The following is a 14,724-nucleotide window of genomic DNA, read 5'->3' as shown; positions in this document are numbered from 1 at the left end:
GCGCGCCGCGGCCTATCCGGGCCCGCCCTCCGGAGACCTGAGCGTGGTGAGGAGCAGCGCGATGTCGTCCGGGCGCTCGCTGGCCTGCCGGGCGGGTGCGGTGAGCAGGTCGGCGGCCCGGGAGAGCGAGGAGCCACCCGGCTTTCCGTGCGGCGTGCCCGCGCGGGACAGGATCGTCCGCAGCGCCTCGATGCCGTCGTCGATGTCCGTGCCGGGCCGCTCGACCAGCCCGTCGGTGTACAGGGCGAGCACCGCCTCGGGCTCCAGCCGCAGCTCCGTCACCGGGTAGCGGGCCCGCGGGTCGACCCCGAGCACCACACCACCGGGCAGGTCCAGCACCTCGGTGCGCCCGTCGGGATGACGCAGCAGGGGCGGCGGATGGCCCGCCCGCGCCGCACGGGCGAGGCCCGTGACCGGGTCCACCCGCACATAGCAGCAACTGGCGAACTGGCCCGGGTCGAGGTCGATGAGCAGCCGGTTGGTACCGCTCATCACCTCGTCCGGCGACCGGTCGCCGAGCGCGAACGCCCGGACCGCGCTGCGCAGTTGTCCCATGGTGGCCGCCGCCTGCACACCGTGCCCCTGCACGTCACCGATGACCAGGGCGAGTCCGTCGCCCGCCTCGACGACGTCGTACCAGTCGCCTCCCACGTCCATGCCCACGGTGCCGGGCAGATACCGGCCGGACGTCTCCACCAGGGGATGCGCCGACAACCGGTGCGGCAGCAGGGCCTCCTGGAGCCCGCGTGCCAGGGCGGCTTCGTTGTCGTAGCGCCGCGCCCGCTCCAGGGCCTGCGCTATCAGCCCGGCGAGCGCGGTCAGCACCGTACGCTCCTCCACGCCGAAGCTGCGGGAACGGTCGAAGCCGAGGATGCACGAACCCACCGGGCGTCCCGAGGCGATCAGCGGCAGAAAAGCGCGCGCCCCCTCCGTGGCGTCCAGCGGGATGCCCGGATAGGCCGCGGCCAGTTGCTCCATCGACTCGAAGAAGAGGGCACGGCCGTGGGTGAGGGTCTCCACGCCGGGCAGTTTCGCGTCCAGACCCACCCCGTCGAACGGGGCGAGGAATCCTTGCGGGAAGCCCGTCTCCCAGGCCAGGTACAGACGCCGTTCCTGGAGGAGATAGATGGCGAGACGACGGCCGCCGAAGGCGGGCAGCAGCTCCCGCATCACCACCTCGGACACCTGACGGGCCGTCACGGCCTCGGTCAGCGCGATGGCGAGGACGATGGGCCGGTACAGCGGCGCCGTCGTCGGGACGCCGCTGCTCGGCTCGTCGTCCGTGTCCCGGCCGGCCTTCACCGAGGCCGGGTCGAGCGGGGCGGCCTCCGCGGTCTCGGCGACACGCCCCACCGGCACGAGCCGGCAGGTGAGGCTGGCCGGGCCGGGGAACACGGAGAGCGTCAGCCAGGCGCCTCCGCCGTGTCCCGGCGTGCCCTCGCGGCGCCCGTGCGGGATCCGCACCTGGAACTGCACGGGGTCCGGTGACAGCAGCGCCCCGCGCAGATGGTCCTCGTACACGGGGCGGTCCAGCCACGGCACCGCCTGCCACAGGGACCGTCCGAGCAGTTCCGTGCGCGGACGCCCGAGCAGCTCGGCCGCGCGTTCGTTGGCGTAGATGATGAGCCCGAGCCGGTCGAGCGCGAAGACGGCCTCCGGCAGCAGGTCCGCCGCCTGGTCCGCCGCCGGGCCCGGGCCCGGTTCGACGACGACGCCGCTCACCCGGTAGGGCGGGAGCAGGCCCGGACCCGACGTCCACAGCTCCACCACCCGCACCTCGCCGCTCGCGGTGCACAGCGGCATCGCGTGGTGCGGCGGGTGCCCCGCGGCGGTCTCGCGCAGGGCGGCCATGAACAGGAGGGGGTCATCGGGGGCGACGGCCGCGGCGAGGGCCTCCGGCGTTCCGGTGAATCCGGCGTGGTCACTGCCGAGCAGGGCCCACAGACCGTCGTCCGCGATGACACCGCGGTCGACCGGGTCCCAGGTGAACCGCCCGACGCAGCGCGCCGTGGGACCGTCGGCCGGTGGCCGCGTGCACATCGGTTCCCCGTCCCACCGGACACCGGGCCCGTCCTTGTCCAACGCGGCCAGCGCCGCGCCCAGTTCCTCCGCCACCGCCGTCATCCTGTCCCGGTCCGGCAGCACCTCGGTGGCGTCCGAGGCCGACGGCCGCAGCACCGTGAGCACGCCGTACGACGTCGAGGCCCCCACCACCGGGACGTACAGCGAACCGAACGGGAACGGCAGACCCGCCGCGAGCTGGGGATAGCGGCGCATGGTCTCGGTCGCGTCCGTCAGGAGGACCTCCACACCGAGCCGATGGGCGTCCGCGACGGGGAAGGGCCGGTGCACGTCCATGCGCCACCAGGGCCGGAACAGCGGGCCCGGCAGACCCGCGAGCACGGCGAGCCGCAGCAGGCCCGGCGTGCTCGAACGCAGATAGACGCCCCCCGCGAAGCCGCGAGCCGCACGGATCGCATCCGTCACGGCCCCGCTGAGCAGGGCATCCAGGTTCTCCAGCGCCTGGACCTCACGCTCGGCGCTCCCAGTCATCGGTCTGCCCTCGTCCGCCCACCGTCAGGGGGATACCACAGCAAGAATGCGCCTTCGAGGCCCCTGACCGCACCTCGGCGCCCGTGCGGGGGCAGGGTCGTGCGCCACCCCTCGTCAGGGACGCGCCCGGTCGTGCCCAGCGCGAACATACCGGCTCACCCGGATGTTCAGGAGCCGTCCGGCACCTTGTGATTCAGGAATCGTCCGGAGGTGATTCAGGGACCGTCCCGCGTGACGAGGGTCTCGGCCGCGACGGCGGCGACGGCATCGGCCACCGACGCCAGCGCGGGGGAGTCGAGCTTCCACTGCTGCCAGTACAAGGGGACGTCGACGATCCGGCGCGGCGCCAGGCGGACCAGCCGCCCGGCGCGCAGCAGTGGTCCGGCCTGAGCCTCGGGCACCATGCCCCAGCCCATTCCGGCCACGACGGCGTCCACGAACCCCTCCGACGTGGGCATGAAGTGCCGCAGCGCGCTCGCGGCGCCGCCACCTCGCAGGGCGCGCACGAACTCGTCCTGGAGGCCGTCGTTGCGGTCGAACACCACCAGGGGCATCTCGGCGATCACGTCGCGCAGCGGCGTGTCCGTCCCCAGCCACCGTTCGGCGAGACCGGGGCTCGCGACCGGCAGATAGCGCATCCGGCCCAGGGCCCGCACGGAACAGCCCGTCACGGGGTCCGGCGAGGAGGTCACGGCCGCCATGACCAGCCCCTCGCGCAGCAGTGTGGCCGTGTGGTCCTGGTCCTCGCGGCGTAGTTCGAAGCAGAGGCGGAGGTCCTCGGGAACCCGGGTGAGTGCCGGGAGGAACCAGGTGGCCAGTGAGTCGGAGTTCACCGCGATCGACACGCGCGTGGGCTCCCCGGGGCCGGCCATGCCGAGCGCCGCGTGCGCGTCGCGCTCCAGCCGGGCGAGCTGACGGGCGAAACGCACGACGACCTCGCCGGACTCCGTGGGCCGCACCGGCTTCGTCCGCATCAGCAGCACCCGGCCGGTGCGCTGTTCGAGCGCCTTGACGCGCTGGCTGACCGCCGACGGCGTCACATGGAGCGCCGCGGCCGCCGCGTCGAAGGTGCCCTCGTCGACCACGGCGAGCAGCGTGCGCACCTGGTCCACGGGCAGATCTGTCATCACGAGCGCTAATGTTACGTAAGAATCTTTAGCTGTACTCCCGGCGATGTGCTCCATAACGTCGACGGCATGACAGCCGCTCTCACCGCCGCGACCGCAGGTTTCTGCACCGGTCTCTCGCTCATCGTCGCCATCGGCGCCCAGAACGCGTTCGTCCTGCGCCAGGGAATCCGCCGCGACGCGGTCCTCGCCGTGGTGGCCATCTGCGCGCTGTCCGACGCCGTCCTCATCGCCCTGGGCGTCGGAGGCGTCGGCGCGGTGGTCGTGGCGTGGCCCGCCGCGCTCACCGCGGTCGGGCTGATCGGTGGCGGCTTCCTCCTCGTCTACGGGTTCCTCGCCGCACGCAGGGCACTGCGGCCCTCGGCCCTGCAGCCGTCGGCCGCGCCGGCGGACTCACGACGGCGTGCCGTGCTCGCCTGCCTGGCGCTGACCTGGCTCAACCCGCACGTCTACCTCGACACCGTGTTCCTGCTCGGCTCCATCGCGGCCGACCGCGGGCCGCTGCGCTGGACGTTCGGGCTGGGCGCGGCGACGGCGAGCCTGTGCTGGTTCGTCGCGCTCGGCTTCGGCGCCCGGCTGCTTGGCCGGTGGCTGGCCCGGCCCGCTTCGTGGCGTGTGCTGGACGGCCTGGTCGCCACGACGATGATCGCCACCGGTGGCCTCCTGATCGCCGGGGCCTGAGGTCCGGCTCTGTGAACGTTCCGTCCCCCGGAGGACACGAACCGTTCCCGCTCGGCCATAGTGATCCCTGAAGCGAAAGATGTATCGAGCAATCAGGACGAGTGTGGACACGAGCGAAAGCAGCAAGGACAGCGGCCCCGGGACACACGAGGAGGCCCCCGCGGCACAGCCGCCGAACCGGCGCGGATGGCGCCGGTGGACCATGGACACCCGGCCGCTGCGCCGCCCCGCCTACCGCCGGCTGTGGTCCTCGACCATCGTCACGGCGGTGGGCAGCCAGCTCACCGCGGTCGCCGTGCCCAAGCAGATCTACGACATCACCGGCTCCTCGGCCTGGGTGGGCTACGCCAGCCTCGCCGGCCTGCTGCCGCTGGTGGTCTTCGCGCTGTGGGGCGGCGCCATCGCGGACAGCATGGACCGGCGCAAGCTCCTCCTCGTCACCAACACCGGCATAGCCGTCACCTCACTGCTGTTCTGGGCGCAGGCGGTCGGCGGACTCGACTCCGTACTCGTCCTGATGGTGCTGCTCGCCCTCCAGCAGGCGTTCTTCGGTCTGAACTCCCCGGCGCGCAACGCCTCCATCGCCCGGCTGGTCCCGGCGGAGGAACTGCCGGCGGCCAACGCGCTCGGCTCCACCGTCATGCAGACCGGCCTGGTGGCCGGGCCGCTGCTCGCCGGCGCGCTCATCCCCGTCATCGGCCTGCCCGAGCTCTACCTGATCGACGCCCTCGCCCTGTGCGTCACCGTGTGGGCGGTGGTGCGGCTGCCCGCCCTGCCGCCCCTGACCGACGGGCCGTCCAAGCGGGCGGGATGGCGCGAGGTCGCCGCCGGGTTCCGCTACATCTCCGTCCACAAGGTGCTGCTGCTGTCCTTCCTCGCCGACATCATCGCCATGGTCTTCGGCATGCCCCGCGCGCTGTTCCCGCAACTCGCCGCGCAGACCTACGCGCCGTACGGCGAAGGGCTCGCGCTCGGTCTGCTGTTCGCGGCGATCCCCATCGGTGCCGTGATCGGGGGCCTGATGTCGGGCACCTTCTCCCGCGCCCGGCGGCACGGCCTCATGGTGATCGTCGCGGTCGCGGCCTGGGGAGCCGCCATCACCGGGTTCGGACTCAGCACCAGTCTGTGGGTGGCGGTGGCGTTCCTCGCCGCGGCCGGGATCGCCGACATGGTCTCCATGGTCTTCCGCGGCGCGATCCTGCTGTCCGCCGCGACCGACGAGATGCGCGGGCGGATGCAGGGCGTCTTCACGGTCGTCGTCGTGGGCGGGCCGCGTCTGGCCGACGTCCTGCACGGCACCGTCGGCTCGCTCTTCGGACCGCGCGCCGCGGTCGCGGGCGGCGGTCTGCTGGTGATCGCCGCCGTGCTGGGCCTGGCCGCCGTGACCCCCGCCCTGAGGCGTTACACGATCTGACGCCCCAGGGGGCCGGGGTGGCTCTAGAGTGATCGCCATGGGGGCGACACGACCTACATCGCAGTTCCACGCGCCGAACATCGGTGCCCCGTCGGGCGTCGACCGGCTGGTGGGGGCGCTCGACGCGCAGGACGCCAATGACGGCGTCCGCCGACTGCGCGCCTGGGCGCACACGGCACTGGACGTACGGCCGGGGGAGCGGGCGCTCGACATCGGCTCCGGCACCGGTTCGCAGACCCGGCACCTGGCGGCCGCCGCGGCGCCCGGCGGCGCGGCACTCGGCATCGAGCCCAACCCGGGGCTGCGCGCGGTGGCCGAGCAGCGCACGGAACCGGGCGGCCGGGCCCGCTTCATGGACGGCGACGCGCTCTCCCTGCCCGTCCCCGACGCCTCGATCGACGTGGTGTGGTGCGAGCGCGTGCTCCAGCACCTCCTCGAACCGGAGAAGGCCGTCGTCGAGATCGCCCGTGTCCTGCGCCCCGGCGGGCGGGTGGCCCTGCTCGACACCGACTGGGCGACCACGATCCTGCACCCGGGGGACCCGGAGACCGTCGCGGCCGTCACCTCCGGCGCGCTCTCGGCGGCGGCCGACCCGTACTCGGGACGCAAGCTCGTGGGCCGGCTGGCGGCGGCCGGGCTGGTGGTCGACGACCGGGGTTCGCAGGCACTGCTCCAGGACCACACCACGGTCGCCTGGCCGCTCATCCGCATGCTGGGCGAGTCCGCCGTACGTCGCGGCCTCGTCACCGAGGTGCAGCGCGACCGCCTGTACGAGGACCTCACCGAGGCCGCCGGGCAGGGGGCCCTGCACATGTCCGTGACCATGTTCGGGGCGGTGGCGCACCGCCCCCGGTGAACCGCGACGCACCGCCCCGTGTGACCCGGTCGGCGTATCGGAGCGAGCGGTGGTCATGGCGTCCGGTTTGAATAGGCATATCGTCCGAATCAAACCGGAATACAATGGTATGACCGTCGTTGACGGAGGTACCGCAGTTTCCCCTGGCATTGGGGGTACACGAGCAACATGAACACCGCGACCTATGAAGTGATCGCAGCCAGTTCCGCGGTGAACGCGATCGCCGCCTTCGTGGGTGGTCTCGTCATCGCAGGTGCGCTCGTCTGGGCCGTCCGGATGGGCATCAGCGTGCGGCGCGAGGAGCTGGACCCGCCCACCCCCGAGGAGCAGCCCAAGCTGCCCGCCGAGGGGGCGGTCCACGAGATCCGGGAGATGCGGGAACCCGACGAGGTCCCGCACGCCGTGGACGAGAGCGAACGGCTGATGCCGTACAACCTCCACGCCGCGGGCAGCAAACACGCCGACGATCAGCATCGCAAACGCTGGGTTCCCGGATCCAGCGGTTCCTTCGGAAGCGGCGGCCCCGGCAGGACCTGAACGGGCCACGCGCAGTGGACATGACCGCCCCGTCGGGCGGTCATGTCCGTCTGTCGTGAGGGAGGTCGGCCGCCGAGTCCTCCGGAGCCAGGTCGGGGCGCAGCCGCAGCCAGGACGGCTGCCGCAGCAGACCGGCCCGGGTGCGGGTGCTGTAGCGGACCTCGCCCACCAGCCGTGGCACCACCCAGTGCGCCCCGGTCACCCGCGGCACCGGGGTGAAGGGGCAGTGGTCCGTCGCGGCGGCCCGCAGCAGCCGGGCCAGCTCGGCGCGCTCGGTCTCGTTCCAGCCGGTTCCCACGTTCCCCACGTAGCGCAACGCGCCCTCCGCGTCGCGCTGTCCCACCAGTACGGCACCCGGAAGCCCGGCCAGCCGCCCCTTGCCCGGTGCCCAGCCGCCGACGAGGACGTCCTCGGTCCTCATGTTGCGGATCTTGATCCAGGAGCGTGAGCGCACCCCGGGCTCGTACACGGAGTCCAGCCGCTTGCACATCAGCCCCTCCAGACCGTTCTCCCGAGTCGCCCGCAGGGCCGCCTCGCCGTGGCCGACGAGCGCGACCGGCGTGGACCAGAACGGTCCGGCGAGAGCGAGCCCGTCCAGTTCCTCGCGCCGTCGCGCGTAGGGCAGTCGGGTCAGGTCCCCCGAGAGGTGCATGACGTCGAACAGTACGAGGTGCGCGGGCGCCTGCGCGGCACGGCGAGCGGCCTTGCCCGGTGATCCGGCGAGCCCCATACGGGACTGGAGCAACTGGAAGTCGCCACGCCCGCGCTCGTCCAGGACGAGGATCTCGCCGTCCAGGATCGCCGGTGTTCCCCCCAGAGCGTCACCCAGCGGACGCAGCTCCGGGTACGCGGCGGTGATGTCCTCACCGGACCGGGCACGCAACACCAGACTGCCGTCCCCGGGCAGATAGACCACGGCGCGCTGGCCGTCCTGCTTCGTCTCGTACGCCCAGCGCATGTCCTGGCCCCTGGCCGGGAGCGTGCCGGGCGTGGCGAGCATGGGAGCGATCAGCGGCAGTCTCACAGCTGTGTTCTCGACAGGCCTCGCGCGGCGCACGCTCGGGCGGCTGCCGTTTCGCCTGAACGGCGGCCCTCCTCCGCCTCCCGCGCCCGCCGGTCCCTTCTGCGTACGGTGCCGCCGGCTCGGCCGCGCCGACGGCCGACCGTGCCGCCGGCCTCCGCTACCGGCCCGCCTCCAGCGCCTGTGCCATCAAGGTCTGCAGACGCAGCCCGCGGTGCGCGTCGAGTTCGCCGGATCGTCCCGTCCGTACGGCCGTGGCGAACTCGCGGCGCAGCACGGGCCAGGACTCCTCGTGGTCGAGCGCCGAGCCGTCGAAGACCAGCTCGGGATGCCGGCCGAACAACTCGATCCGCGTGATGCCCCGCTCGACCTCGACCGAACCGGACAGCGAGGCCTGGCTGACCGCGCCCCCTTCGTGTTCGCAGGTGAGCTCGACCCACCGGCGGGGGTCCCCGGTGGCACGCACGCGAAGGACCGGACCGAGGGCCGCGTCCAGCAGATCGAGGATGTGCGGCCCGATGTCCAGGAGCGCCCCGTGTTCCAGGCGCCACGGGGTCGCGAAGTCCCCGCCCAGGAAGGCGCCGCCCACACAGCACGCCCGCGCCCCGGAGACGTCCAGCTTCCGGGCCTTTGCCAGGAACCGCCGGGTCTCCGGGTGATAGCGGTTCGACAGGACGAGCTGGGAGACGACCCCCGCGCTGTCGATGGCGTCCACGAGCTCCCGCGCCGCGGGCAGATCGAGGGCCAGGGGCTTCTCCAGCAGCAGGGCCTTGCCCGCCTTCGCCGCCCGCAGCGCCAGTTCCGCCTGCACGTCGGGCGGAACCGAGAAGGCGACGGCCTCACAGGTGTCGAGCAGTTCCTCGAACGTCCCCGCGACGGCGGCCCCGTAGGGTGCGGCCGTCTCCCGCGCGGCCTCGGGACGCCGGGCCCACACCGAGGTCAGCCGCGTCTCGGGCCCGGCGGCGAGCACGCGCGCGTGGACCATGCGTGCCCATGGCCCCGCGCCGACCAGCCCGACCGAGACGGGTGCGTGCGGCCAGTCGTGTGCGCTTGCGGTCACGAGGAGCTCCTCTGCTGTGCGGTGCGGGTCGTCCCGACGAGCCGACGACCCGTCAGGACCAGGGCCGTCGAACCGCCTGACGAGCACACTTCACCACGCCGTCCCGCATTCCGGCCAGAGCCCGCCGTCGCCGGGGCCACGACCTCCGCACCCGCCGGCCCCACGCCCGCCCGTAACTTGACCTGATTGAGGGGGATGGCTGCCGAGGAGACTCATAGGCTGTGCGCGCGAGTGATCACCGTCGACCCGAAGGAGCGAACGTGACGCCACGCCCGCAGCAGGCCGCAAGACGCTCAACAGTCCTTCGCCGGGAAGCCGTTGTCGCCACCGTCCCCGTCGCCGTGGCGGCCCTGCTCGCGGCGGCCGGACCGGCCGCCGCGGGGACCGTCGGCCGGGACGGTGCCGGAGATCCGTACTTTCCCCTCGCGGGCAACGGCGGCTACGACGTCCGTCACTACGACCTGACCCTCGGCTACGACCCGCACAGCCGTCACCTGGACGGCAAGGCGGTCGTCACCGCTCGTGCGACACAGCGCCTGACCCGCTTCGACCTCGACCTCAAGGGGCTGAAGGTCACCGGCGTCACCGTCGACCACGTCAAGGCCGCCTTTCGCCGTGACGGCCAGGAACTCGTCGTCACACCCCGGCACGCCCTGTGCGAGGGGCAGGAGTTCAAGGTGACCGTCACCTACTCCGGTACGCCGAAACCGGTCACCGACCCCGATGGCTCCCTCGACGGCTGGATCCCCACCGACGACGGCGCGTTCGTGGCCGGTGAACCCCAGGGAGCCATGACCTGGTACCCCGCGAACAGCCACCCCACCGACAAGGCGTCGTACGACTTCACCCTCACCGTCCCGAAGGGCTACACCGCCGTCGCGAACGGCCTCCTGCGCGGGCAGCGTACCTCCCACGACCGGACCACCTTCCGCTGGCGCCAGTCCGAACCGATGGCCGCCTACCTGGCGACGGCGACCGTGGGGAAGTTCAAGGTCGAGCAGTACACCACCCGGGACGGGCTCCGGGTCTACAACGCCGTCGACCCCCGTGAGGCGACCGCCGCCGCGCCGGTCCTGAAGAAGCTGCCGTCGGTACTGGCCTGGGAGAGCGAGGTGTTCGGGCGCTACCCGTTCCGCGCCGCCGGCGCCATCGTCGACCGGGCACCCCAGGTCGGCTACGCGCTGGAGACCCAGACGCGGCCCGTGTACGACTCCGCGCCCGACCTGGGCACCCTCGTCCACGAGAGCGCCCACCAGTGGTTCGGGGACTCGGTCTCCCTCACCCGGTGGAAGGACATCTGGCTCAACGAGGGCTTCGCCACGTACGCCGAGTGGCTCTACACCGAGCAGCACGGCGGCAGGAGCGCGCAGAAGACGTTCGACTCCCTGTACGCCAGTCCCGCCGACAGCGATCTGTGGGCGTTCCCGCCCGGCGACCCCGGCAGCGGCGCGCACATCTTCGACACGCCCGTGTACGCGCGCGGCGCCATGACCCTGCACAAGGTGCGTACCGCCGTCGGTGACCGTGCCTTCTTCCGCATCCTGCGGAACTGGGCCGCCGGGCACCGTGACGGTCACGGCACCACGGCCCAGTTCGTCCGCCTCTGCGAGCGGGAGTCCGGCAAGGACCTCGGGCACCTGTTCCACACCTGGCTGGAGACCGCGGGCAAGCCGTCCTCGTCCTGAACCTCGCCGCGACCGCGGCTCCGCTCCGTGGGGCGGTCCTCAGGCGGGGCGGAGCCAGACGGTGGCGAGGGGCGGCAGGGTCAGCTCGATGCTGGTGGGACGTCCGTGTGACGGCTCGGACTCGGTCTTGACGGGGTGGGAGGCGTGGATGCCGCTGCCGCCGTAGCGCGCGTGGTCGGTGTTGAGGATCTCCTGCCAGGCAGGGATGTCCTCGGGGACGCCGATGCGGTAGCCGTGCCGCACGGCGGGGGAGAAGTGCGAGACGGCGAGCAGGGGGGTGCCGTCGGCGTCGTACCGGATGAAGGCGAGCACGTTGTCGTCCGCGGCGTCGGCGGTGATCCAGCTGAACCCGGAGGGGTCGGTGTCGCGCTGCCAGAGCGCGGGTTCACGCCGGTGGACGGTGTTGAGCTCGCGGACGAGGTCGCGGACACCGCGGTGGTCGGGCTCGGCGGGGTAGGCGGGGTCGAGGAGCCACCAGTCGGGGCCGTGCGCCTCGGACCATTCGGCGCCCTGGGCGAACTCCTGCCCCATGAACAGGAGTTGCTTGCCGGGATGGGCCCACATGAAGCCGAGGTAGGCGCGCACGGTGGCCCGCTGCTGCCACCAGTCTCCGGGCATCTTGGAGACCAGTGAGCCCTTGCCGTGGACGACCTCGTCGTGCGAGATGGGCAGGACGTAGTTCTCGCTGTAGGCGTACACCATCGAGAAGGTCATCTCGTTGTGGTGGTACTTGCGGTGGATCGGCTCGCGCTGGATGTATTCCAGCGAGTCGTGCATCCAGCCCATGTTCCACTTCAGACCGAACCCGAGACCCCCGTCGGACGTCGGCCGGGTGACGCCGTCCCAGGCGGTCGACTCCTCGGCGATGGTGACGACGCCGGGGTTGCGGCGGTAGACGGTGGCGTTCATCTCCTGGAGGAAGGCGACCGCGTCGAGGTCTTCGCGTCCGCCGTGCTCGTTGGGGACCCACTGCCCGGGTTCGCGGGAGTAGTCGAGATAGAGCATGGAGGCGACCGCGTCGACGCGCAGGCCGTCGATGTGGAACTCCTCGCACCAGTACACGGCGTTGGCGACGAGGAAGTTGCGGACCTCGTGCCGTCCGTAGTCGAACTCGAGGGTGCCCCAGTCGGGGTGGGCGGCGCGCCGCGGGTCGGCGTGCTCGTAGAGCGCGGTTCCGTCGAATTCGGCGAGGGCCCAGTCGTCGCGGGGGAAGTGTGCGGGTACCCAGTCCATCAGGACGCCGATGCCGGCCCGGTGCAGGGCGTCGACGAGGTACTTGAAGTCGTCGGGGGTGCCCAGGCGTGCCGTGGGGGCGTAGAAGCCGGTCACCTGGTAGCCCCACGATCCGCCGAACGGGTGCTCGGCGAGCGGCATGAACTGCACGTGGCTGAAGCCCAGGTCCGATATGTAGGCGGGGAGCTGCTCGGCGAGCTGGCGGTAGCCGAGGCCCGCGCGCCAGGACGGCAGGTGCACCTCGTACACGGAGAACGGCGTCACGTGCACCGGGCACTTCGCCCGCCCCGCCATCCATTCGGCGTCGTTCCACTCGTAGTCCGACTCCGTCACGATGGAGGCCGTGGCCGGGGGCGTCTCGGTGCGCCGGGCCATCGGGTCCGCGCGCAGGGTGCGGGTCCCGTCGGGGCGGGTGATGTCGAACTTGTACCGGGCGCCTTCGCCCATTCCGGGGAGGAACACCTCCCAGATCCCGCTGGAGCCGAGCGACCGCATCGGGAAGCCGGCGTTGGTGTCCCAGTGGCAGAAGTCGCCGCAGACCCTGACCCCCTGCGCGTTCGGCGCCCACACGGTGAAGCGGGTGCCGCTCACACCGTCGACCGTCATGGGGTGCGCGCCCAGGGCCCGCCACAGCTCCTCGTGCCGGCCCTCGCTGATCAGGTGCAGGTCGAGTTCGCCCAGCGTGGGCAGGAAGCGATAGGGGTCCTGCGTCTCGAACGGGGTGCCGTCGTACGTCACCGACAGCGTGTAGGCGGGGATCGCGTCGAGCGGCAGGACGCCCGAGAAGATCCCGTCGCCCGTGTTCTCCAGTTCGGTGCGCAGCCCGTCCACCACCACGGCCACGGACTGCGCGAACGGGCGCAGCGCCCGGAACACGACGCCGTCCGGGACGAGATGGGCGCCCAGCAGTGCGTGCGGGTCGTGGTGGGCACCCGACAGCAGACGCGCGCGGTCCGGCGCGTCCATCGGGGCGGAAGCGGCCGGCCGTACGCCGGCCGGTGCGATGCGGGCTGTCACGACTTCAGCCTCCTCGGGGGAAGGGGAACGGGTAGGACAACTGGTCATCGGACCTCGGCAGAGGCGAGGCGGCCGACCGCGGCCATCGGCACGGGCAGCCAGTCGGGGCGGTGTCGCGCCTCGTACAGCACCTCGTACACGGCTCGGTCCGTCTCGTAGGCGCGGAGCAGCTCGGGTTCCTCGCGGGGATCCCACTCCGCCTCGGCGGCGTAGCCCGCGCAGTAGGCCTCGCGGCAGCGTTCCGCCCACTCGGGCCGCCAGGGCTGGCGGGACCGGGCGGCGTAGTCGAAGGATCGCAGCATTCCCGCGACGTCGCGAACGGGGGACTGGAGGCGGCGGCGCTCGGCGAGCGGACGGGCCGGCTCGCCCTCGAAGTCGATCACGGACCACCGCTGCCCGGCGCGGAGCACCTGGCCGAGGTGGAGGTCGCCATGGATCCGCTGCGCGGGCCGGACGCCCGAGTCGAGGGACGCGAGCGCGTCGAACGCGGAGCGCAGTCCGGGCGCGTACGGCCGGAGTTCGGGCACCGAGTGGACGGCGGCATCGAGTCGTTCGCGCATCGCCTCCGCGAGACGTCTGTTGCGGGGCGGGCTCGGTGCGTCGACGGGCAGGGCCGAGGCCAGGGCGAGATGCACCTCGGCGGTGGCGCGCCCCAGTTCGTAGGCCTCGTCGGTGAACTCGCGGTCCGCGGCGAGGGATTCGAGGGCGAGGCTCCAGCCGTCGGTGGCCCCGGGCAGGAACGGCTGGAGGACGCCGAGTGTCGCCTCCTGCGGCTGCGAGGTCCGGAACCACGCGGCGGGAGCGGGGACCCGCGTGCAGCCCTGCCGGGCCAGCGCACACGGCACCTCCAGGTCCGGGTTGATGCCGGGCTGGATGCGGCGGAACACCTTCAGGATGAACGAGTCCCCGTACACCAGGGACGAGTTGGACTGCTCGGCGTCCAGCAGCCGGGGAGCGAGACCGGTCGGCACTGTCACCCGTATGTCGCGCTCGAAACGCAGCGGACCCGCGGTGCCGGGCCGGCGCAGGCGCTCCAGCAGCAGTCCGGCGGCCCGGGTGTCGTGCAGCGCGTCGTACACCATGAGGCCGGAGAGCGGACCCGCGCTCGCCCGGCCGATGACGGCATGGGCGAGCCGCGGCGGCACGACCTTCCGTATGCCGAGCAGGAGTTGGTAGCAGTCGTCGGCCGGGGGAGTGCCGGCACCCCCGGGGGAGCGGGAGTCGAGGAACTCCGTTCGGACCAGCAGATGCAGGCACCCCGGGTACAGCTCGGTCGACGACACCAGGGTCAGATCGGTGACGGGCCTGCCCTTGCCCGCGAACCAGCGCTGCCGGGGGAGCCACTCACGCAGCAGCCCGGCGAGCGAGGTCAGCAGCGGAGCGGGACCTTGGCCGCTCGGACGGTGCAGCGCGGTCTTCGCCATGGCGACACGTCCTTTCAGGGGCGGGCGGGCTGTGGGGCACGGCAGTGGGCTTTCAAGATCGCCTGGCGGTGACGGGGGCCATCCCGGGACGAAGCCGGAACCAGTAGAAGCCGTGA

11 protein-coding genes are annotated in these 14,724 nt (G+C 72.4%); 5 read left to right on the top strand and 6 right to left on the bottom strand.

Going from position 1 to position 14,724, the window contains the following annotated elements; genetic code table 11:
* Nucleotides 1-12: 12 nt before the first annotated feature.
* Nucleotides 13-2,553, bottom strand: a complete 2,541-nt coding sequence (locus BKI49_RS00730; protein WP_095932166.1) for a SpoIIE family protein phosphatase — start codon at nt 2,551-2,553, stop codon at nt 13-15.
* Between the two features lie 215 nt (nt 2,554-2,768).
* Nucleotides 2,769-3,683 (bottom strand): LysR family transcriptional regulator ArgP, encoded by a 915-nt coding sequence (locus tag BKI49_RS00725; RefSeq protein WP_095932165.1) that lies wholly within the window; start codon nt 3,681-3,683, stop codon nt 2,769-2,771.
* 66 nt (nt 3,684-3,749) lie between these two features.
* On the opposite strand from BKI49_RS00725, the gene BKI49_RS00720 reads away from it, so the two are divergent.
* From BKI49_RS00720 to BKI49_RS00705, 4 genes are all read left to right on the top strand, one after another.
* Nucleotides 3,750-4,361, top strand: coding sequence for a LysE/ArgO family amino acid transporter (locus BKI49_RS00720; RefSeq protein WP_095932164.1), 612 nt, complete (start codon nt 3,750-3,752; stop codon nt 4,359-4,361).
* A 103-nt stretch (nt 4,362-4,464) separates the two neighbouring features.
* Entirely contained in the window at nt 4,465-5,775 is a 1,311-nt protein-coding gene (locus BKI49_RS00715; protein WP_257004563.1) for an MFS transporter, read from the top strand.
* A gap of 37 nt (nt 5,776-5,812) precedes the next feature.
* A complete protein-coding gene (locus BKI49_RS00710; RefSeq protein WP_095932380.1) occupies nt 5,813-6,631 on the top strand; it encodes a methyltransferase domain-containing protein in 819 nt (272 codons plus the stop codon).
* A gap of 168 nt (nt 6,632-6,799) precedes the next feature.
* A complete protein-coding gene (locus BKI49_RS00705; RefSeq protein ID WP_095932162.1) occupies nt 6,800-7,168 on the top strand; it encodes a DUF6479 family protein in 369 nt (122 codons plus the stop codon).
* Nucleotides 7,169-7,208: 40 nt separating this feature from the next.
* Here BKI49_RS00705 and BKI49_RS00700 read toward each other — a convergent pair whose 3' ends face one another.
* Both BKI49_RS00700 and BKI49_RS00695 read right to left on the bottom strand, forming a co-directional pair.
* On the bottom strand, nt 7,209-8,192 hold the full coding sequence (locus BKI49_RS00700; RefSeq protein WP_095932161.1) for an ATP-dependent DNA ligase: 984 nt from the start codon (nt 8,190-8,192) through the stop codon (nt 7,209-7,211).
* A 157-nt stretch (nt 8,193-8,349) separates the two neighbouring features.
* Nucleotides 8,350-9,249 (bottom strand): Gfo/Idh/MocA family protein, encoded by a 900-nt coding sequence (locus BKI49_RS00695; protein WP_095932160.1) that lies wholly within the window; start codon nt 9,247-9,249, stop codon nt 8,350-8,352.
* 260 nt (nt 9,250-9,509) lie between these two features.
* On the opposite strand from BKI49_RS00695, the gene BKI49_RS00690 reads away from it, so the two are divergent.
* The gene (locus BKI49_RS00690; RefSeq protein WP_095932159.1) at nt 9,510-10,934 is read left to right on the top strand and encodes a M1 family metallopeptidase; all 1,425 of its coding nucleotides are present in this window, start codon (nt 9,510-9,512) and stop codon (nt 10,932-10,934) included.
* A 39-nt stretch (nt 10,935-10,973) separates the two neighbouring features.
* On the opposite strand, the gene glgB is transcribed toward BKI49_RS00690, so the two are convergent.
* Together glgB and BKI49_RS00680 are read right to left on the bottom strand one after the other, a co-directional pair.
* Complete coding sequence (gene glgB, locus BKI49_RS00685; RefSeq protein WP_095932158.1) at nt 10,974-13,232, bottom strand: 1,4-alpha-glucan branching enzyme; 2,259 nt, start codon at nt 13,230-13,232, stop codon at nt 10,974-10,976.
* Entirely contained in the window at nt 13,229-14,608 is a 1,380-nt protein-coding gene (locus tag BKI49_RS00680) for a maltokinase N-terminal cap-like domain-containing protein (protein WP_095932157.1), read from the bottom strand. The genes glgB and BKI49_RS00680 overlap by 4 nt, the downstream gene beginning before the upstream one ends.
* Nucleotides 14,609-14,724 lie beyond the last annotated feature (116 nt).

The sequence above is a fragment of the Streptomyces sp. Tue6028 genome (assembly GCF_002300165.1).
Classification (GTDB): domain Bacteria; phylum Actinomycetota; class Actinomycetes; order Streptomycetales; family Streptomycetaceae; genus Streptomyces; species Streptomyces siamensis.
The sequence above is the reverse complement of the archived record's forward strand: the minus strand, read 5'-3'. Positions and strand labels throughout refer to the sequence as shown.